This window comes from Shewanella sp. P1-14-1 (assembly GCF_001401775.1).
Lineage (GTDB): Bacteria > Pseudomonadota > Gammaproteobacteria > Enterobacterales > Shewanellaceae > Shewanella > Shewanella japonica.
Genome location: NZ_LKTL01000029.1, coordinates 1 through 20,120, shown reverse-complemented (window position 1 = coordinate 20,120; position 20,120 = coordinate 1). Strand labels below are relative to the sequence as shown.

Here is a 20,120-nt window from a genome sequence, read left to right as displayed (position 1 = left end):
GATAACTAAACGGTATTACGGCGTAAGGATATACTCTATGGCTTGAGCTAGTTTAGGCGAGTCAGGGTCGGACACTTGTGTCACCCACACCACTTCCCCACTTCGGTTTATAAATACGGTAGTTGGTGTACCTTTAACGCCATATAAGTCGGCCACACTGTCACCGTTTATCAGCGTTTGCATCTCTATCCCTCGACTTTTTAACACGCTCTGCGGTTGTGCGCCCTTATCTTCACGAAAACTAATCGCTACCATCTCTAAATCAGTATCTTGATAAGTTTGCCGTAATCTTTCTAAACCAGGTTGCAGCTTTTTGCAGTAAGGACACCAAGTCGCCCAAAAGTGAATAACAACGGGCTTGCCAGCAGTCGATTCAAGTGACCATTGTTTACCATTAGCATCAAACAGCGAAAAATCGGCGGCTTTGGGAAATTGATACCCTTTATCACCTTGCTCATCAGCGCCCCATGCTAGCGATGACAATAAAACAGCTTGTATTACTGCCGCAGCGAATAGTAGCCATTTGGCGAGTTTTATATGGTCACCGTTATGGTGAATATCAATCACATTCATACAGACAAACCCCGGAAATATTAAGAATGATTTAACGCAAAAGTCATCTAAATTCTGTCTTAAACGCTCTCTTAAATTCGGCCTTTAATTCGGCCTTGCTTGAGCACCTATATACAGACCGAGCTACCCGCTTATTGCTTTCATCGCTATTCATTTTTAACTGAACTTGTCACAGAAATCATGTTCGTTTATCCAAGTCATCAGCCATTTTACAAACTGGTCTAATCAGGTTAACTTGGCACAAAAGGTAAATGGAGTTCACATGCCGACATTGACTGACTGGCAACAAGATAGCTATTTTCAGCAATTTTCTTTTGCCAAAGAAGCTGACTATTCTATTTTCGTAAAACATGCAGGAGATACTAATAATCCCGCGTTATTACTGATTCATGGCTTTCCCACCAGCAGTTATGATTGGCAGCCTATATGGCAAAGTCTCAGCGCTCAGTTTCATGTCATTACCTTAGATATGATTGGCTTTGGATTATCAGATAAACCCACCCAATTTCACTATTCGTTCGCCGCTCAAGCCAATTTAATCGAGCAAATACTCGCGTCACTCAAGATAACTAATGTGCATATTTTGTCTCATGATTATGGCAACACAGTCACACAAGAGTTACTGGCGAGGCAACAGCTCAATCAACCCAATTATCGAATACTGAGCACAGTGTTATTAAACGGCGGTATTTTTCCTGAAGTGATTCACCCAATTCTTATCCAAAGATTGTTATTAAGCCCACTCGGCTTTTTAGTCGCTAAACGAATGGGATTCAAAGCATTTAAACGTAACTTTGATACCATTTGCACAATCAACATTTCAGAAAGTGAACTACAAAAACATTGGCAATTGATTAAACATCATCAAGGTGAGCGAGTATTTCATAAGCTTATTCAATACATGAAAGAGCGAAAGGTGAATCGTGACCGCTGGGTCAATGCGCTTATTGATAACCCAACGCCGATGCGCTTCATTAATGGACTAGATGATCCTATTTCTGGCCAAGATATGCTTGAGCGATATGAAACTCTGATTGATACTCCAGATACTATCAGCCTGCATGATATTGGTCATTACCCTCAACTAGAAGCGCCAAGCTTAGTATTGAAGCATGCAATGGCATTCTGGCAGCGCCACCAAATTATTGGTTAATCTGCGTTAATAAAACCAAGAAATGAATGAAGGATAATGGCGCTCAAGCAACACAAATTATTACCGCTTAAATTAACTGAGTTTTTACTCAAAGTTCGCTAAAGTAGACTAAGTTATAACCAGTCGCTGAAAAACTTATTCAATAATTAATAACAACCACGACGACTCAACAACCACAACTATGGTGCGAAAAAACGCAAAAAACAAAGGACCGTATTATGCCGATTTATCAAGCCCCACTGCGTGATTACCAATTTATCCTATCTGAGCTGCTATCTATCTATGATCAAACCGAACTCGCAGGCTTTGATGAAATAGACCCAGAGCTAACCGACGCTATTTTGCAAGGCGTCGCCGATTTCACCACCGACATCATGTTACCTTTAAATGCATCAGGCGATCTTGAAGGATGCCAACTTAAAGATGGCAACGTCATTACGCCTAAAGGTTTTAAAGAGGCTTACCAACAATACATTGATGATGGCTGGGCTACGCTCACCTGCGATCCTGAATATGGCGGTCAAGGCTTACCTGAAGTCATTGGCACCTTTGCCACCGAAATGAAAACCGCCACCAATATGGCTTTTGCCATGTATCCTGGGTTAACCCATGGCGCTTATTCAGCCATCCATGTCCATGGAAGCGATGCACTGAAACAAAAATATTTAGCAAAATTAGTCAGTGGTGAATGGACTGGAACCATGAACTTAACTGAATCCCATGCTGGAACCGATCTTGCCCTTCTTCGTACTAAAGCAACCCCCGTTGCTGATGGCAAATTTGCAATCAGTGGCGAGAAAATTTTCATTTCATCAGGGGATCATGACTTAGCTGAAAACATTGTCCATTTAGTTTTGGCCAAGCTGCCTGATGCACCAGAAGGGGTGAAAGGTATTTCATTGTTCGCGGTGCCAAAGTTTCATGTAAACGATGACGGCAGCTTAGGTGAAGCCAATCAGTTATGTGCCAGTGCGTTAGAGCACAAAATGGGGATTCATGGTAATTCAACCTGTGTCATGGTGTTTGATGGCGCTGTAGGAGAGTTGGTTGGCGAACCTCATCAAGGTCTAAAAGCCATGTTTACTATGATGAACCAAGCTCGCCTTGGCGTTGGTATTCAGGGCTTAGGCGTATCTGACATCGCTTATCAAAATGCGCTGGTTTATGCCAAAGAGCGCATTCAAGGCCGAGCGCTTTCTGGAGTTAAACAGTCACAACAAGCTGCAGACTCGATTTTAGTTCACGGTGATGTGCGTCGTATGTTGTTATCTCAAAAGTCATTCAATGAAGGAACGCGTGCATTAATGGGCCAACAGGCTTTATGGCTTGATCAGGCAGAGCGACACAGCGACCCTGTAAAAGCTAAACAAGCGGCAGCGCTTGCAGCCCTTTTTACGCCAATCGTAAAAGGGTTTGTGACCGATCAAGGCTTTAAAGCTTGTGTTGATGCTCAGCAGATTTATGGCGGACACGGCTATATTAATGAATGGGGTATGGAGCAATTTGTACGTGATATTCGAATTGCGATGATTTATGAAGGCACAAATGGCGTACAAGCACTCGATCTTGTTGGTCGTAAATTATTATCAGATAAAGGCGCAACACTGACATTATGGTCAGATATGGTTAAAGGCTTTATTGGTGAACATAGTAATAATGACGCGATGAAACCTTACCTAGCAGGGTTAATGGATGCAGCCACGGATTTAGAAAAAGCCACAGGATTTATTGCACAGTCAGCGGCTAAAAATCCCGATATGATTGGTGCAGCCTCAATGCCATATATGCAGTTATTTGGCATTAGTGCCCTTGCATGGATGTGGGCACGAATTGCAGCGACTTCAATTGCCGCCCTTGATGCAGGTACAGATGAGTCTGATTTTTATCAAGCTAAGTTAAATACAGCCGAGTTTTATATGCGATATTGGGGATGCCAAACGCGCAGTTTACGCAAGCAAGTCGAAATGAGCAGCGCGCAAATTGCAACCTTTGATGAAGCTGATTTTTAGTCTGACTCAATACAAGCAATCTATGTGAGCTTTATAAAAAAACAGCGCCTTTAGGCGCTGTTTTTGTGTTTCTGGAAATAACCTTTAATGACTAATCCCAGATGAATTCTCTAAAATGCTTACGACACACTGACTCGTAGCTTTCATTACCACCAATAGCAACCTGCTCACCTTCACGCATAGGTTTACCATTACCATCAAGACGAACGACCATATTGGCTTTGCGACCACAGTGACAAATGGTTTTTAACTCAACCAATTTATCTGCCCAAGCGAGTAGATATTGACTACCGCTGAACAGCTCCCCTTGGAAATCCGTTTTCAGGCCGTAACACAATACTGGGATATCAAGATTATCCACCACATGAGTTAATTGCTTCACTTGTTCTTTACTTAAAAACTGGGACTCATCAATTAAAATGCAGTGTAATTGCTGAGATTCAAGCTCAGCTTCAATCATGGTCGATAAATTATCGTTTGCTCCAAATACTTGAGCATCTGTTTCAATCCCTATTCTAGACGCCACTTTTCCAACACCGTATCTGTCATCAATTGACGCTGTCATAACAAGCGTATTCATGCCACGTTCACGGTAGTTATAAGATGATTGGAGAAGCGAAGTTGATTTGCCGGCATTCATTGCCGAATAATAGAAATAGAGTTGTGCCAAAACAGAAGATCCTTATTGTTATAATCGAGGTTAGTCTACCATTGAATCGATTTAGAGATAAGGCATGTGAGGATTAAATAGCGTGAACTTGCTAGCACTATTCCTTGATGATGAATCCCCTTTACCATCACAGTTAATTTGCTTTCCCTTTTGATGGTTAACTCGCCCTACTCCTTATTCGTTTCTCAAGAGAATATCGCACAAAGCCAAAGCATGGCTGATGAAAAGAATGTATTCCAAACAAGCATCCATTAACATAATTTACATTTTGCAATAAATTAGATCACAGTTTTCAAGCTCACTACCAGCACAACATATACAGGCATCACGAAACGACAAAATCTTCATATACGATTAAGAAACAATTGATAAATTGCATAAACAATTATAATTAAGGAAGTAGAAACACAATGCATAAAACAATTGTCGCTGCCGCGATTGCTGCAACACTCGCATTAAGTGGTTGTAGTCATACTCAAACAGAAAACACCACTCAGGGCGCTCAAGTGCAAACTCAAAATCCATTGATGCAAGCAAGCGTACTCCAGTACCAAGCACCTGACTTTAGTCAGCTTAATAATGAGCATTTTCAGCCAGCGCTTGAACTGGGAATTGAACAGCACCATCAAGAAATTCTCAAAATTGCTGCTAACCCTGCCTCACCGACATTTGAAAATACCATTGTCGCTATGGAAAAGAGCGGTGCATTACTCACTCGCACTTCGAGTATTTTCTATAACTTAACCGGCTCAAACAGCAACCCTGAATTACGTAAAGTACAAGGCATTATGGCGCCGAAGATGGCGGCACATTCAGACAATATTAATTTAAATCCGCAGTTATTCAGCCGTATTCAAGCAATTTATGATACTCGCAATAACAGCTCGTTAACTGCAGAAGAAGTTCGTTTAGTAGAGGTTTATCATCAGCGATTTGTGCTCGCTGGCGCCAAGCTAACTGAAGCGGAAAAACAAAAGATTCGTGAATTAAATGAAGAGCAATCAACACTCACCAATGAGTTTGCACAACGACTGTTAAGACTCAGCAAGGAAATTGCAGTAAAAGTAGACGATGAAGCCCAACTGGCAGGTTTATCACAATCCGCTATTGCAGCAGCAAAAGCAGATGCTGAAGCGGCAGGACTTAAAGGCCAATATCTACTCAATATCACCAATACCACACGCCAACCGGTTTTAGCTCAATTAGATAACCGTGAGCTGCGTCAGCAAGTTTGGGAAGCGTCAGCAAACCGTGGCTTAACGGGTGACAACGAAACCGCTTCATTAGTCGCTCGTTTAGCGCAGCTTCGTGCTAAAAAAGCCAAACTACTTGGCTTTGACACTTGGTCTGATTACCGTTTAGCCCCGCAGATGGCTAAAACGCCCGAAGCGGTTTACGACATGTTTGGCTCAATGGTGCCATCTGTGGTGGAAAACACTCAAAAAGAAGCCGCTGATATACAAGCCATGATAGATAAAACTAGCGGTAACTTTACCCTAGCACCATGGGACTGGGCATATTACGCAGAGTTAGTCCGTAAGGAAAAATATGACCTCGACTCAGCGTCTATTAAACCTTACTTTGAGTTCAATCGTGTTTTAGAAGATGGCGTATTCTTTACCCTAGAAGCATTGTACGGTGTTACATTAAAGCCACGTCCAGACTTACCGGTTTATCACCCAGACGTAAAAGCTTACGAGATGTTTGATGAAGATGGCAGTAGCATGGCTATATTCTATGCAGACTACTTTGCTCGTGAAGGTAAACGTGGTGGTGCGTGGATGAGCTCGTTTGTCGGTCAATCTGAGTTATTAAATCAAAAACCTGTCGTCGTAAATGTCATGAACATTAAAAAGGCGCCAGAAGGCCAGCCAACCTTTGTGAGCTACGATGAAGCGACGACCATGTTCCATGAAATGGGCCACGGTACTCACGGTATGTTCTCTAAAGTGAAATACCCATCTTTAGCAGGTACTGCTGTATCTCGTGATTTCGTTGAATTCCCTTCAACTTTTGAAGAGGACTGGGCTGCGCACCCTAAAGTACTTGCAAACTACGCTAAACACTACGATACAGGCAAACCTATTCCAGACGATTTACTGCAAAAGCTATTAGCTTCTCGAAGCTTTAACCAAGGCTTCGACACCTTAGAATACATGTCAGCTGCGCTGCTTGATCTAGAGTGGCATGCACTGGATGCTGACGCGCCGCTGCAAAATGTTGAAAGCTTTGAAGCTGCTGCGCTTAAAAAACATGGTGTCGACTTACCAGCAGTACCACCTCGTTACCGCTCAACTTACTTTGCTCATGCCTTCCCTGGGGGATATTCAGCTAGCTACTATGCATACATGTGGAGTGAAATTCTTGCTGCTGATGCCTTTGCTTATGTGCAAACTCAAGGTGGGCTGAATCGAGAAATCGGTATGAAGTTTAGAAAAACTATCCGTGAAGTCGGCAATAGTGTGCCGCCAATGGAAGCCTATCAAAACTTTAGAGGCCAAGCCCCTACCACTGACGGCTTGCTTGAGCGCCGTGGCTTAAAGTAACTTAGCTCTGGTTAACGAGCAAAAAAATGCCACTCAATTGAGTGGCATTTTTATTGTTAGATTTTAGCCTAAACTGGGATCTGACTTTAACAAGTCGAGCTCATATTAAGTCACAAACTAAATCCAAGTGCTTAGGACTACTTAGTGGCTATTTTTAGTCCTAAGATTGCTAATACGAACAATACAGAACACGTAATAAAGCCCATCGCAACAGAACCAGAGAAACCAAGCACGGTATAACCCACAATACTGATAACCGCTACGATTATCGCGTAAGGCAATTGTGTCATAACGTGGTCAAGATGGTGACAGCTCGCTCCTGTCGAAGACAAGATAGTGGTATCAGAAATCGGTGAACAATGGTCTCCAAATACCGCACCAGAAAGCACAGCGGCAAGCATTGGTAACATCATAGTGCTATCACTGCCCATCGCCATATCGGCAGCGATTGGTAACATAATACCAAATGTCCCCCAGCTAGTGCCGGTTGAAAATGCGGTTAAACCAGCTAATAAAAATAGCACTGCAGGCAGTAATGCAAATGGAATATTACCCGTTGCCAAGCTCGCCATGTATTTACCCGTTTCAAGCTCGCCAATCACTGACGCAATTGTCCAAGCAAATAACAAGATATAAATAGCTGGCAACATTGACTTAGCGCCAACTTTGATTCCAGTAAACATCATGCTGGTGCTAATTTTTTGCTGCATGGTTAATGCAATCGTCACCACTAGACCCACTAATGAGCCGTAAAATAATGATTCGCTGACTTCAGTGTTTTCAAATGCGCCTAAAACACTAAATGGTAAACCTTCACCCGCCAGCGCATCAGCACCGGTTGAAACCATAAAGTAAATAGTTGCCGCCACAAGCACAAAAATCGGCAGGAATAACCCCATGATTTTACCTGTATCAGCTTCTGGTAAATCAGCGGTCGCGCCTGGAGGTAACCCTTTGCTTTCGTCAAAGAGTTCGCCTTTTTGCGCATTACGCTCATGTTGGCGCATTGGGCCAATGTCTAAACCAAAGATAGCAACACACAATAAAAGTAATAGCGCAAAAATGGCATAAAAGTTCATCGGCACCATTTGTAAAAACACGCTTAAATGGCCTGTATCAGCAAAACCATGTGCCGTTAAGATACCGCCAATTAGGGCAATAATGTATGCCCCCCAGCTTGAGACTGGAGAGATAACACAAACTGGCGCAGCTGTTGAATCTAACAAGTAGGCCAGTTTTGCACGTGAAATATGGTAGCGATCAGTAATAGGACGTGCGATTGAGCCAACCACGATACTGTTGAAGTAATCGTCGATAAATACCACACAACCTAAGAACATGGTCATGAGTTTGGCGTCACGTTTATTGCGAATACGTTGGTGTGCCCAATCAGCAAACGCACGTGCTGAACCACTCACGGTAATTAAAGCGGTGATCATCCCCAGCACTACCAAGAAGCCAATAATTTGTAAATTCCAGGCATTGAGTGCGCCGTCATCCCACACTAAACTGGTGACAGTACTCACTAAGTGGCTTGCAGCTCCAGTAAAAGAGAAATCAGTCAGCAATATCACGCCAGCAATAATACCTAAACCTAATGAAAGAAGTACTTTGCGTGTAACTACTGCTAATACAATTGCCACAACAGGAGGCAAAAGAGAGAGTGCCGAATCGGCATAACTTGTTATCATCATTTATATATTTTCTTCGTTGAGTACGAATGGAGGATAACTGATAAGGCAAGACATCGCATAAAGCGAAGACAAGAATCTTTTCAGTAGCACTCCACAGTAATATCGATATCAACATCGATATCCATTGTTTTATCCTCACGGATAAAAATTACTATGACAGTGCAGCCCCTTTCGGAAACTGCCCCAGCAAATGGTATTGATCGTACCGATTCACTTCGGCACCAAATCCTTTCAAATTAAGTTATTGGTATCAACCAACTTAACCATACTGATATTTGATGCGCCTCTACTTATGTATACGACAGTTTAAATGCTTTATAAAAGCTCACTGCCGCGACACAAGACCATACAAACATAAGCACGAGGTTAATTACCAGATAAAACTAGCTTATCTTGTGAGAAATAACATCACAATCAAAAAACAACACAACACGATATCGACACCGTAACGAATTGTTAGCAAGCGAAGAATTATCCATCAATTAACGACAGTGAGATTAATATGCTTAAAAAATCTGATTATTGAATTAATTCAGATGTATTTATATCGTTCAATAGGTTTAGCAATGATAAAGCTGAAAAACAATGTCATTTAATGCGCACTGACACTAAAACAAACTATCGAATAATCACGCCATAAACTGCGACCCAAAAAAAAGGTTTTTGCCTAAAAGACAAAAACCTTTTTCTACAATCAGTTTATAATTACAAAGATTGAGTTAACTCAGGAATCGCATCAAATAAGTCTGCTTCAAGTCCATAATCAGCCACTTGGAAAATTGGCGCTTCAGGATCTTTATTGATAGCCACAATCACTTTAGAGTCTTTCATACCCGCTAAATGTTGAATAGCGCCAGATATACCGACAGCGATATACAGATCAGGAGCAACAATTTTACCTGTTTGACCGACTTGTAAATCGTTAGGAACATAGCCAGCATCAACAGCGGCACGTGAAGCGCCAACGGCAGCGGTTAGCTTGTCAGCTAATGCTTCTAGAATAGCAAAGTTCTCACCGCTACCCATGCCACGACCACCAGAAACAATCACTCCAGCGCTGCCTAATTCAGGGCGCTCAGATTCTGTGAGAGTTTGCGAAACAAAAACAGTCTTAGCTTCTGCAACAAAATCAATGTTAACCGCTTCAGCACTGCCATCGTTGCCTGCAGCATCAAATGCACTGGTACGAACCGTCATCACTTTTTTGTCATCTAAGCTTTGTACTGTCGCCAATGCAGAACCTGCATAAATAGGACGTACAAATGTGTCAGCACTCACCACATCTACGACTTCAGAAATTTGCGCAACATCTAATAATGCTGCCACACAAGGAAGTGTATCTTTACCTACACTGCTTGCTGCAGCTAGCACGTAATCGTAATCACTGGCGACATTAACAATTAACTTAGAAAGGTTTTCAGCCATTTGCGCTTCATAAGCAGCATTGTCAGCGACAAGGACTTTACTCACACCCGATAGTGCTTGTGCAGATGCAACCACAGCACCAACATGACTACCAGCAACAAGCACATGGACATCGCCGCCAATTGCGGTTGCTGCACTAACGACTTTGGCCGTGTCTAATTTTAAACTTGCGTTATCGTGTTCTGCTAATACTAAAATAGCCATAATTAGATCACCTTCGCTTCATTTTTTAACTTTTCAACAAGTTCAGCCACCGAACTCACCATGACACCTGCTTGACGTTCTGCAGGTGGCGTCACTTTAATCACATTTTGATGTGCTTTAAGGCTTACACCCAAGTCATCAATAGATAAGGTTTCAAGTGGTTTACGCTTTGCTTTCATAATATTAGGTAATGAAGCATAGCGAGGCTCATTTAAGCGTAAGTCCGCAGTCACCACCGCTGGTAACGGCATTTTTAATGTTTGTAACCCACCATCAACTTCACGAGTCACTTCAGCACTGTCAGCAGTTAATGTTAATTCAGAAGCAAATGTTGCTTGTGGCATATCAGTTAAAGCAGCAAGCATTTGGCCTGTCTGGTTATTGTCGCCATCAATTGATTGCTTACCAAAAATAATCACATCAGCTTGTTCTTTTTCTTGAACCGCTTTTAAAATTTTAGCAATTGATAACGGCACTAAATCTTCATCAGTCGTCACATGAATGGCACGGTCAGCACCCAAAGCCATTGAAGTACGTAACTGCTCTTGTACTGATTTGGCACCAATACTCACCACTACAACTTCTGTGACACTTCCCGCTTCTTTTAGTCTAACGGCTTCTTCTACCGCGATTTCACAAAATGGGTTCAAGGCCATTTTCAAATTAGCAGTATCAACATCTGTGTTATCAGCTTTTACTCTGACTTTCACATTGGCATCGACTACGCGCTTTACAGGCACCAATACTTTCATGGGATTTCCTTCTACACCTTCAATGTATGTGGATGGCACATTGGCTTCAGCCAATGCAATATGGCATAACTTTACGTCCTGTTAACGTTAACGTCAACCAAAGTCAAACACTTGTTTATATAATTTTTAGTTAAGAGACTGCTGATAAATAACTTATATATGCAAATAAAATATTACTTTTAGACTTAATTAACGCTTTTTAATTAAAATTTGCCTATTTAAAGGTTTTTTTATTTGATCCAATCAAATTTACTTTCTATTATTAAGAGCAATTCAAGTAACCGTGCTTTTTTTACTATCTTTTTTTGTTTTAACAATTTAAATAGTCGCATCAATTTACACTCTAGTTTGATAACAATTAACCAATTTAGAGTATTGATAGGTATTATTTAATCATCACAGAATTACTTGAGATACTTATTAATTAAAATCATTAGGATGCACATTGATATGAGTGACTTTTTAGAAATTTTGACACATGGTCGTCGTTTTAAAGCTGCTGTAAAAGAGTTATCACTAGATGAATTACGTGAACTTTCTACTAAGCTTGAAAAAATCATTACAGAAAGAGAAGAAGATGAAAAAGCTGAATTAGAAGCCAATGCTGAGCGTAATGCCCGCATTGCTGAAATATTAGCTCAAATTGAAAATAGCGGTTTATCAATTGAAGATTTAGGTGAAGTAACAGCAAAGCCTGCACCTAAAAAGCGTGCCCCACGCCCTGCTAAATATCAAATTGAAGTTGATGGCGAATTAATTCAATGGACTGGTCAAGGCCGCATGCCAACTGTATTTAAAAACCAAGTAGATAATGGTAAAACAATGGAAGACTTCTTAATTCCAGGTATGGAATAAGTCTTAATCTACGATATGATAAAAAGCTTACTTCGGTAAGCTTTTTTGTTATCTAGGATGAGTAAACAGTATTTCCTCGACGCCATAAGCCATGTAAACTAACCCCTTCGCAGCACACCACTCAATTAGGCCTGTATTATGAATGTTTCTCGTCCAATGATGTCTTTCGCACTAGTATCAAGCTTTTTATTATCAGGCTGCGCAAGTGATTATACTTTTAATAGTAATTTAGACAGTAAAGCCATAGATGAGTATTTCAAGCCAACAAGCGTTGAACTATTTAAAGACGGTGAACGTCCAACTGGCGCATTTGATATTGTTGCCCTAGTTGAAGGCGAGTCTTGCCAAGAAACGGAAACTGGCGTACCCGCTAATGTCGCAGATGCCCGCACACAAGCCCGTAAAAAGGCCAATGAACTGGGTGCTAATGGACTTATCGTTAAGAAGTGTCTATTAACAGAACAACCAACAGAAACTTGCTTTACCCAAGCATTCTGCGTCGGCCAAGCAATTAAAATGCACAATGTGCAATAACCTTTTTACTATTATTTAATTCATGACTACTCATTCTGACCAGCCGTTTCAATCTGATATTGAAGCGGTTGCAATTTGTCGCACGCCATATAAACAAAAGTTTGGTATTCCTAGGCAACCTGGCCTAGTTAATGTCAAAGGCTGGGTTGAGTTAACCCCCAAATTTAACCAACTCGATGCCGTCAGGGGTATTGAACAATATTCACACCTTTGGCTACTTTTTTGTTTTCATGAAAACTTAGCACAAGGCTGGAAAAACACCGTTAGACCTCCTCGACTAGGCGGAAATGAAAAGCTAGGCGTATTTGCTACCCGCTCTACTTTTAGACCAAATGGCATTGGCCAATCTGTAGTTAAATTACATTCAGTTGTTAGACGCAACGGTAAAGTCTGCCTAGAAATATCTGGAATGGATTTATTAGATGGCACACCAATCATTGACATAAAACCCTATATTCCATTTTCTGACGCCATTGATAATGCAACTGGAGGCATTGCTCAATCAGCACCAGAATTAATAGAGGTTCAATATTCATCATTAGCTGAAACACAAGTTTTGGCTCACTCTAAAGCGCTTGATATATCGCATTTACAACAAGTAATTACGGATGTTTTAGCGCAAGATCCGAGGCCTGCATATAAAAAAGCCAAAGTTGATCTTAAAATTTATCAAGTTGCTTTATTTGATATAGATGTATTTTGGCGAGTTAACGATAAAACGATTGAGGTGATTGAAATTAAACCGACTAGCGTATGTTAAAATAAACTTAGCTTTTCGATTAACTATGTCATTTTCACCCATTTTTAGGCGAATTGATTTATCTAACAATGTTTTAAATCTAACGGTCTTAATAATAATTTCGTTAACTTAATCTTAGGCTTAATAATGAATAATAAACCTGATTATCAAACTCAGCATAAAAAACGCCTATCTTGGATGCCTTGGCTTTATTTTTCGTTAAAAGAAAAACACTTAGTCTGGGCAAAGCCTTGGCAAGACGAGATCCAACAACATTTAACCCAAGTTGAAACTATTCATATTGGTGAGCACAGTTTTATCGCTCCTGAAGCCAACCTTTTTGCAGAACGTGGACGTGACATTCATATAGGTAACCAATGTATGATTGCAGCTGATGTGTTTCTCCACGGCCCTATTACACTGGGTGATGAGGTCGCGATTAACCACGGCTGTTCATTTGATGGCGGAAAAGTAGGTATCACGATCGGCAATAAGACCCGCATAGCAAATAACGTGACTATTTACGCATTTAATCACGGGATGTCCGTCGATAACCCTATTTACCAACAAGCTGTTACAGCCAAAGGGATCACAATTGGTGATGATGTTTGGATTGGAGCACAAGCTGGTATTGTTGATGGTGTCACTATTGGTAATCAAGCCATTGTCGGTATGGGCAGCGTTGTCACCAAAGATGTCCCGGAGTTTGCTATTGTTGCAGGAAACCCTGCTAAAATAATCGGCGATAGGCGCGATAAGTAGATAAAAAGTGCTGCACAATAACGCCATGTCGTTCAATTTTCCTTGCTAACATGACGATGTAAAACCAGCGTCTTATTGGTTTAATTATTTCAATGCCCTTGTTCCATATATTAAAGCCAAGATGTTGTTAATTATCTGGTGACAACATCGTTGCAAGTGCTAAAATGTCGCCCATTAATAGCTACTAAGTGGACATTGGGAATGCGAGTTAGCAATTACCTGCTTTCAACACAAAAAGAAACTCCTGCAAATGCAGAAGTGATCAGTCATCAATTAATGTTACGTGCAGGTTTTATCCGCCGTAATGCATCTGGCCTTTATTCATGGCTGCCCAGCGGATTACGCGTATTGCGTAAAGTTGAGGCGATTGTTCGTGAAGAAATGAATAATGCTGGTGCTGTTGAAATCTTAATGCCCCTAGTTCAGCCTGCCGATTTATGGGCTGAAACTGGTCGCTGGGAAAAATTCGGTCCAGAATTGCTCCGCTTTCAAGATCGCCACAATCGCGACTTCGTATTAGGTCCAACTCATGAAGAAGTCATTACCGACCTTGTACGTAAAGAAGTTAGCTCTTATAAGCAATTACCATTGAACTTATATCAAGTTCAAACAAAATTCCGTGATGAGGTTCGTCCTCGTTTTGGTGTGATGCGTGCTCGTGAGTTCTTGATGAAAGATGCTTACACATTCCATTTAAGCCAAGAGTGTTTAGATAACACCTACGCACAAATGCATAATGCATACAGTAAAATTTTTGAGCGTATGGGGTTAGCTTTCCGTCCTGTTATCGCAGATACAGGCTCAATTGGCGGCAGTGCTTCACATGAATTCCATGTACTTGCAAATAGCGGCGAAGATTTAATTGCTTACTCAAACGGCAGTGATTACGCAGCCAATATCGAGAAAGCAGAAACAGCTGAGCCTACAACAACGTTAGCCGCACCAACTCAAGAAATGACTTTAGTTGATACGCCAAATGCTAAAACGATTGCCGAGTTAGTTGAACAATTTGACGTTGAAATCACTAAAACAGTGAAAACATTGATTGTTAAAGGTGCGACTGAAGAAGCGCCCCTTGTAGCGCTAATCGTACGTGGCGATCATGAGCTCAATGAATTAAAAGCTGATAAGCACGAACTTGTTGCTGCACCACTTGAGTTTGCAACTGACGCAGAAATCAAAGGTGCCATTGGCGCAAGCACTGGCTCTTTAGGCCCTGTAGGCTTAACAATGCCAGTTATCATTGACAAAGATGTTGCTGTAATGAGCGATTTTGCAGCGGGTGCCAACCAAGATGGAAAACATCATTTTGGTATCAACTGGGAACGTGACTTACCAATGGCGCAAGCGATGGATCTTCGCAATGTTGTTGAAGGTGAGCCTACGCCTGACGGTAAAGGTACTTACGAGTTTGCTCGTGGTATCGAAGTGGGTCACATCTTCCAACTGGGAACCAATTACTCAGAAGCCATGGGTGCAACCGTACTTGATGAAAACGGTAAAGCAAAAGAAATGCTGATGGGTTGTTATGGTATCGGTGTCAGTCGTATTGTTGCTGCAGCAATTGAGCAAAACCACGACGACCGAGGCATGATGTTGCCAGTAACCCTTGCCCCATTCACTGTGGGTATTTTACCGATGAACATGCACAAATCGCATCGTGTAAAAGAAATGGCAGAGCAGTTATACAAAGATTTGAGTGCTGAAGGCATTGAAATCTTACTGGACGATCGTAAAGAGCGCCCAGGTGTCATGTTCAATGACATGGAGCTAATTGGTCTACCTCACGTTGTCGTAATTGGTGACCGTAATATCGACGCAGGTGTATTTGAATATAAAAATCGCCGCACTGGTGAAAAGCAAGAAATTCCTTTTGACCAAATCGTTGACTTCATTAAGTCATCTATTAAAGGCTAAACCTTTACTCAAACCTTCACTAGGCTAGCTAAAATCTGCCTCAGTGAAAGACATTAAACGCACCTTAGGGTGCGTTTTTTTTACTAAAAATTTATACGATGGTGTAAAAAAACCTTCATTAACTCGTCTAACCAGATAATATTAACCATACTGATATCATGATGTTAAACACAATAAGGAGATAAACGTTGTCAGAGACTATTGCACTGGTATTAGGTGGCGGTGGCGCTAGGGCTGCATACCAAATTGGTGTGTTAAAAGCCTTAGTACAACTGTACCCTCGTAATCACCACATTCCATTTGCAATCCTCAGTGGTTCTTCAGCTGGTGCAATTAATGCCACTTCGTTAGCAACCCATGCATCGTGTTTTCATTTAGGCGTTAAAAAACTCGATTGGGTATGGCGTCATTTTGAAACGAAAAAAGTATATCGCTCTTCTTTTTGGGATGTATTCAAGCACCTTTGCAAGATGGCATTAAAAGGCTTACAGACTGATAAAATGAACACTGATGCCGGTAGTTTGCTCGATAACTCTCCGTTACGTCAGTTACTTAACCAACTAATAGACTTCCAACGCATTGAGCGAAACATTGGCAGTGGCGCACTAAAAGCAATTAGTATTGACGCTTCTAGTTATAACGACTCACATTCATACAGCTTCTACCAAGCCCATAATAGTGTCGATGATTGGCAAAGAGCGAGACGGCAAGGAAACCGCTGCACACTGACGACCAACCATTTGATGGCAACATCAGCTATTCCTTTGGTTTTTCCGTCAATTAAGCTCAATCAAGCTTACTTTGGCGATGGCTCAGTACATCAATTATCCCCGCTATCAAGTTCAATTCATTTGGGGGCTGATAAAATCATGGTTATTAACCTCGATAGCCCACATAAAAAACCGCAACACGAAATTGATGCTCACCCAAAAGCTGCCACCATCGCGGGTCACTTACTCGATACCATTTTTTCTGACACCTTAAACAGTGATCTTGAGCGGCTTGAAAGAATTAATACCACCTTAGATTTAATTCCTGGCGCAGATGTGGAAATGATAAACCTAAGGAAGATTAATACGTTAGTTATAAAGCCTAGTGAAGACCTAAGCGAAATTGCAGCAAGATATTATAAAGATCTTCCCCTCGCGATAAGGATACTCCTCAAATTCATTGGTATAGATAGTCAGTCAGACTCAAGTGTGGTTTCTTACCTATTATTTGAAAAAGCCTACACAAGTGCTTTAATTGATTTAGGTTATCAAGACGCAATGACACAGATAGACACCTTTAAGGACTTTTTTAATATCAAGACTACCTAGCTGGATAAAAGGAATGTTATGGACGCAATAAGGATAATTGCTCTAGCAACTTTGCTGATGTTAGCAGCCTGCAATGACACTAAGTTACAATTTGACCCCGATCCTCTCAAAGGCAGCTTACATACGGTTGACTGGGCAGGCACTTACCAAGGCGTTTTTCCTTGTCCAAGCTGCAACGGAATGAAAACCATACTCACCTTAATTGCCCCTAATCAATACACCATTTCAACAGAGCACTTAGGACAAGACCCTAACCCATTTGTCAGTTCAGGTGAGTTCAATTGGGATAGTACAGGAAATATAATCTATTTAGATCGAGGGCAAATTTACCAAGTTGTAGAAAGCAAAATGTACTTATTGAATGTGGAAAGTCAACGAATACGTGGGGAACACGAAGAGCAGTACATTGTTCACAAAATCAGTTCATAAAATCAGTTCATAAAATCAGCTCATAAAAAAGCCTTCCCCTTATATGTCCAACAGTATGTCCAGTCGTCGATATACATTGTTAGCAATTAGCTTCCCGGCTACCGCCTAACATAAGCGAATGATACCAGATATGTCGGAAAGAATTTTTCACCAACAAAGCACATATATTTTGCTTTCGCTTCAAAATAAAATTCGGTAAAAAGTACGGGTAACCAGTCATGATATACGCTATGACAGCCCTAAAAACTCAGCTGTAGTAGCATCACTTTGGAAAGAGTTATGTCTCAAAACTATAAATTTGATATCGACGATCTTCTTTGGGATGAAGAAGTTGAAACCAAGCCCAAAACGAAAAAAGTCAATCATCGTAGAAAGGATACCAAAAAACGTTATGCCGATGATTACGCTGAATTAGATTTTGAGGCGAACCAATATCAGTGACAGACTGCCATAAAAAAAAGCAAGTTGCTCAGCAACTTGCTTTTTTATATATGAACGACCAACGATGAAAGTGCTAGAATTTTGCCGTACCGCCAATATAGAAACCATCATCAAATGAGCGATCTGAACGGTCGTCATATTTGAATGTTAAGTTACGGTAACCTACAAACAATGCCATATTCGGGTTAAAGCTATACTTCACTTTTGCACCTAGCTCGGTGTAGCCATCGACGTTAGAAAAAGATAATACAGAAGGTGCGTAATAAGCATCACCATGTAATGATAAATTGTTATTCAGCGCCAAGCTGTAATGACCACCCACTGATATCACACTGCCATTTGGACTATCATCAAACCAAACTGAAGACCATTTAGGGCCTACTTCAATAGTATGTGGACCAGTTTGATGAACCATGTGCATCGCAAATTCAGCCAAATGTCCTTTTTTATCAGAATAAATGTAACCCGCTTCAAGGTTGGTATGCTCATTAAGGTAAGATTTTAAATCAGCAGAAACCACATGTTCGCTTATACCAAACGTTAATTCGGATGCACTTGCATTCAACGATAGTGCACTTACTGCCGCTATGGCTGCAGCTTTAATGGTTTTGCTCATGTTAATACCTCAATCAAGAATCATAATTTGCCGAGATTATACTGACCATTATTATTAAGTCTTTATAAATCAGTCACGCTGGTGACAAATCAATCACTCGAATACAAACTTCAAACGCGTTAATAACAATTTAACCAAATGATTCATACTTGCTACTTATAAATATTGATGACGACATTGCTAAAAAATAAACGAAATAGCAGTGCTTTTGATATCTAACTCACAACAAAAAAATTAAATTGCGCACAACTTAATTGTGCTATTAGAGTTGATCAGATATAGTAAGAACAAATCTATAAGGAGTAAGCTATGAGTCAGTCTTTTTACGATCAATCAGCAGTTGATATTCAAGGTAATACCGTTTCAATGGCACAATTTAAAGACAAAGTTGTGTTAGTCGTTAACACCGCTAGTGAATGTGGCTTTACTCATCAATACAAACCACTGGAACATTTATACCAACTCTATAAAGATCAAGGTTTTGTGGTATTAGGTTTTCCGTGTAATCAATTTGGTAAACAAGAAAAAGGCGACGAAGCAGCTATCAGTGAATTTTGTGAAATTAATTTCGGGGTCACCTTCCCACTATTTAGCAAAATTGATGTAAATGGCCCAGATTCAGCACCGCTATATACTTTCTTGAAGTCACAAGCTAAGGGATTATTAGGTAGTCAGTCGATAAAATGGAACTTTACAAAATTTTTAATCAACAAAGATGGCAAGGTTCTCAATCGATATTCACCAACAACAAAGCCGGAAAACCTAATGAGTGAAATTGAGGGCTTATTAAAATAAACATCAACCCACTGAATTTAAATACAAAAAATTTATCAAAAGTCATATCAAAATAAATATCAAAATAAATATCAAAATAAATTGTATTTTTTTTGAACTATCCAGAGAAGGGAGAGTCTTACTTACTAAGACAGTGTGATTTCACTTTCATCATCTCCCTGGGACTTCTAGCGCGGTCCCCTTGATCTCAAAGTGGATCGATAGGCAATCATTTGATTGCCTTTTTTTATGGCTCTAAATACGTAAGCCAATACATCGACATCTCAACCATAATAGTACTCCTCTCCGACTAGCTAAAACTCATAAAAAGCGACGTAATGGCAAGACTCTAGGTCATCAAAAATCAGTTTTTTTATATTTTTATAAAAATTTTAAATTTATTTGAACCTTTTTGAATAGCAACGCTCTGAGTATATGTAGCAAGTTGGTAAGCGTTAATGGTAAAGCAAACCCTTCATCACGGTTTACTTCACAAGACAATTTATCAACATGGTCTCATCAACCAATGCTAACCGAATTATTTTTAAGACTGCTTTACTGGTTTTTGAATTGTTCATCATCATCCCCCCATTCGGGAACCTGTTAATCTGCTAGCGCTTGATTAACTTATGTCCCACAAGAAATACTTCTGGCAACCCATTGGGTTGCCATTTTTTTATCTTAAATTCAGCAAATAAAATTTGAGGT

General features: G+C 40.6%; 18 protein-coding genes and 1 riboswitch. Of the genes, 12 read left to right on the top strand and 6 right to left on the bottom strand.

What is annotated here, in order from left to right:
* Positions 1 to 15: 15 nt before the first annotated feature.
* Positions 16 to 573, bottom strand: a complete 558-nt coding sequence (locus tag AN944_RS18125) for a TlpA disulfide reductase family protein (RefSeq protein ID WP_082420056.1) — start codon at positions 571 to 573, stop codon at positions 16 to 18.
* Between the two features lie 262 nt (positions 574 to 835).
* On the opposite strand from AN944_RS18125, the gene AN944_RS18120 reads away from it, so the two are divergent.
* Both AN944_RS18120 and AN944_RS18115 read left to right on the top strand, forming a co-directional pair.
* On the top strand, positions 836 to 1,726 hold the full coding sequence (locus tag AN944_RS18120; RefSeq protein ID WP_055026059.1) for an alpha/beta fold hydrolase: 891 nt from the start codon (positions 836 to 838) through the stop codon (positions 1,724 to 1,726).
* 218 nt (positions 1,727 to 1,944) lie between these two features.
* Positions 1,945 to 3,735 (top strand): acyl-CoA dehydrogenase C-terminal domain-containing protein, encoded by a 1,791-nt coding sequence (locus AN944_RS18115; RefSeq protein ID WP_055026058.1) that lies wholly within the window; start codon positions 1,945 to 1,947, stop codon positions 3,733 to 3,735.
* Positions 3,736 to 3,826: 91 nt separating this feature from the next.
* On the opposite strand, the gene AN944_RS18110 is transcribed toward AN944_RS18115, so the two are convergent.
* Complete coding sequence (locus AN944_RS18110) at positions 3,827 to 4,405, bottom strand: thymidine kinase (protein WP_055026057.1); 579 nt, start codon at positions 4,403 to 4,405, stop codon at positions 3,827 to 3,829.
* Positions 4,406 to 4,815: 410 nt separating this feature from the next.
* On the opposite strand from AN944_RS18110, the gene AN944_RS18105 reads away from it, so the two are divergent.
* The gene (locus tag AN944_RS18105; RefSeq protein ID WP_055026056.1) at positions 4,816 to 6,951 is read left to right on the top strand and encodes a M3 family metallopeptidase; all 2,136 of its coding nucleotides are present in this window, start codon (positions 4,816 to 4,818) and stop codon (positions 6,949 to 6,951) included.
* 137 nt (positions 6,952 to 7,088) lie between these two features.
* Here the strand turns inward: AN944_RS18105 and AN944_RS18100 are convergent, their stop codons facing one another.
* The 3 genes from AN944_RS18100 to AN944_RS18090 all read right to left on the bottom strand — a co-directional run bounded on the left by AN944_RS18100 (position 7,089) and on the right by AN944_RS18090 (position 11,026).
* Positions 7,089 to 8,645: a Na+/H+ antiporter NhaC family protein gene (locus AN944_RS18100; RefSeq protein WP_055026055.1), complete on the bottom strand. Its 1,557-nt coding sequence runs from the start codon at positions 8,643 to 8,645 to the stop codon at positions 7,089 to 7,091.
* Positions 8,646 to 8,721: 76 nt separating this feature from the next.
* Positions 8,722 to 8,942: riboswitch (Lysine riboswitch) on the bottom strand.
* A 408-nt stretch (positions 8,943 to 9,350) separates the two neighbouring features.
* Positions 9,351 to 10,274 carry an electron transfer flavoprotein subunit alpha/FixB family protein gene (locus tag AN944_RS18095; RefSeq protein WP_055026054.1) on the bottom strand — a complete coding sequence of 308 codons (924 nt, stop codon included), beginning with the start codon at positions 10,272 to 10,274 and terminating at the stop codon, positions 9,351 to 9,353.
* Positions 10,275 to 10,276: 2 nt separating this feature from the next.
* Positions 10,277 to 11,026 (bottom strand): electron transfer flavoprotein subunit beta/FixA family protein, encoded by a 750-nt coding sequence (locus tag AN944_RS18090; protein WP_055026053.1) that lies wholly within the window; start codon positions 11,024 to 11,026, stop codon positions 10,277 to 10,279.
* 450 nt (positions 11,027 to 11,476) lie between these two features.
* Between AN944_RS18090 and AN944_RS18085 the strand changes: the two genes are divergently transcribed.
* From AN944_RS18085 to AN944_RS21555, 8 genes are all read left to right on the top strand, one after another.
* Positions 11,477 to 11,881, top strand: coding sequence for an H-NS family nucleoid-associated regulatory protein (locus AN944_RS18085; protein WP_055026052.1), 405 nt, complete (start codon positions 11,477 to 11,479; stop codon positions 11,879 to 11,881).
* A 138-nt stretch (positions 11,882 to 12,019) separates the two neighbouring features.
* Positions 12,020 to 12,415: an Rcs stress response system protein RcsF gene (gene rcsF, locus AN944_RS18080; RefSeq protein ID WP_055026051.1), complete on the top strand. Its 396-nt coding sequence runs from the start codon at positions 12,020 to 12,022 to the stop codon at positions 12,413 to 12,415.
* Positions 12,416 to 12,437: 22 nt separating this feature from the next.
* The gene (tsaA, locus tag AN944_RS18075; RefSeq protein WP_055026050.1) at positions 12,438 to 13,175 is read left to right on the top strand and encodes a tRNA (N6-threonylcarbamoyladenosine(37)-N6)-methyltransferase TrmO; all 738 of its coding nucleotides are present in this window, start codon (positions 12,438 to 12,440) and stop codon (positions 13,173 to 13,175) included.
* 126 nt (positions 13,176 to 13,301) lie between these two features.
* Positions 13,302 to 13,916, top strand: a complete 615-nt coding sequence (locus AN944_RS18070; protein WP_055026049.1) for a DapH/DapD/GlmU-related protein — start codon at positions 13,302 to 13,304, stop codon at positions 13,914 to 13,916.
* Positions 13,917 to 14,117: 201 nt separating this feature from the next.
* A complete protein-coding gene (locus tag AN944_RS18065) occupies positions 14,118 to 15,833 on the top strand; it encodes a proline--tRNA ligase (RefSeq protein ID WP_055026048.1) in 1,716 nt (571 codons plus the stop codon).
* Positions 15,834 to 16,021: 188 nt separating this feature from the next.
* Positions 16,022 to 17,152: a patatin-like phospholipase family protein gene (locus tag AN944_RS18060; protein WP_055026047.1), complete on the top strand. Its 1,131-nt coding sequence runs from the start codon at positions 16,022 to 16,024 to the stop codon at positions 17,150 to 17,152.
* Positions 17,153 to 17,170: 18 nt separating this feature from the next.
* Entirely contained in the window at positions 17,171 to 17,581 is a 411-nt protein-coding gene (locus AN944_RS18055) for a copper resistance protein NlpE (protein ID WP_055026046.1), read from the top strand.
* Between the two features lie 279 nt (positions 17,582 to 17,860).
* Positions 17,861 to 18,022, top strand: coding sequence for a small highly charged protein (locus AN944_RS21555; protein WP_119968964.1), 162 nt, complete (start codon positions 17,861 to 17,863; stop codon positions 18,020 to 18,022).
* 73 nt (positions 18,023 to 18,095) lie between these two features.
* Here AN944_RS21555 and AN944_RS18050 read toward each other — a convergent pair whose 3' ends face one another.
* On the bottom strand, positions 18,096 to 18,638 hold the full coding sequence (locus AN944_RS18050) for a YfaZ family outer membrane protein (RefSeq protein WP_055026045.1): 543 nt from the start codon (positions 18,636 to 18,638) through the stop codon (positions 18,096 to 18,098).
* A gap of 309 nt (positions 18,639 to 18,947) precedes the next feature.
* Between AN944_RS18050 and AN944_RS18045 the strand changes: the two genes are divergently transcribed.
* On the top strand, positions 18,948 to 19,433 hold the full coding sequence (locus AN944_RS18045) for a glutathione peroxidase (RefSeq protein WP_055026044.1): 486 nt from the start codon (positions 18,948 to 18,950) through the stop codon (positions 19,431 to 19,433).
* The last annotated feature ends 687 nt before the right edge of the window (positions 19,434 to 20,120 follow it).

What these genes read in the sequence shown, in the direction of transcription:
- AN944_RS18105 (WP_055026056.1), top strand. Translation starts at nt 4,816, where the DNA reads ATGCATAAAACAATTGTCGCTGCCGCGATTGCTGCAACACTCGCATTA.
- AN944_RS18070 (WP_055026049.1), top strand. Translation starts at nt 13,302, where the DNA reads ATGAATAATAAACCTGATTATCAAACTCAGCATAAAAAACGCCTATCT.
- AN944_RS18065 (WP_055026048.1), top strand. Translation starts at nt 14,118, where the DNA reads ATGCGAGTTAGCAATTACCTGCTTTCAACACAAAAAGAAACTCCTGCA.
- tsaA (WP_055026050.1), top strand. Translation starts at nt 12,438, where the DNA reads ATGACTACTCATTCTGACCAGCCGTTTCAATCTGATATTGAAGCGGTT.
- AN944_RS18095 (WP_055026054.1), bottom strand. Translation starts at nt 10,274, where the DNA reads ATGGCTATTTTAGTATTAGCAGAACACGATAACGCAAGTTTAAAATTA.
- AN944_RS18125 (WP_082420056.1), bottom strand. Translation starts at nt 573, where the DNA reads ATGAATGTGATTGATATTCACCATAACGGTGACCATATAAAACTCGCC.
- AN944_RS18085 (WP_055026052.1), top strand. Translation starts at nt 11,477, where the DNA reads ATGAGTGACTTTTTAGAAATTTTGACACATGGTCGTCGTTTTAAAGCT.
- AN944_RS18090 (WP_055026053.1), bottom strand. Translation starts at nt 11,026, where the DNA reads ATGAAAGTATTGGTGCCTGTAAAGCGCGTAGTCGATGCCAATGTGAAA.
- AN944_RS21555 (WP_119968964.1), top strand. Translation starts at nt 17,861, where the DNA reads ATGTCTCAAAACTATAAATTTGATATCGACGATCTTCTTTGGGATGAA.
- AN944_RS18055 (WP_055026046.1), top strand. Translation starts at nt 17,171, where the DNA reads ATGGACGCAATAAGGATAATTGCTCTAGCAACTTTGCTGATGTTAGCA.
- AN944_RS18100 (WP_055026055.1), bottom strand. Translation starts at nt 8,645, where the DNA reads ATGATGATAACAAGTTATGCCGATTCGGCACTCTCTCTTTTGCCTCCT.
- AN944_RS18120 (WP_055026059.1), top strand. Translation starts at nt 836, where the DNA reads ATGCCGACATTGACTGACTGGCAACAAGATAGCTATTTTCAGCAATTT.
- rcsF (WP_055026051.1), top strand. Translation starts at nt 12,020, where the DNA reads ATGAATGTTTCTCGTCCAATGATGTCTTTCGCACTAGTATCAAGCTTT.
- AN944_RS18045 (WP_055026044.1), top strand. Translation starts at nt 18,948, where the DNA reads ATGAGTCAGTCTTTTTACGATCAATCAGCAGTTGATATTCAAGGTAAT.
- AN944_RS18050 (WP_055026045.1), bottom strand. Translation starts at nt 18,638, where the DNA reads ATGAGCAAAACCATTAAAGCTGCAGCCATAGCGGCAGTAAGTGCACTA.
- AN944_RS18115 (WP_055026058.1), top strand. Translation starts at nt 1,945, where the DNA reads ATGCCGATTTATCAAGCCCCACTGCGTGATTACCAATTTATCCTATCT.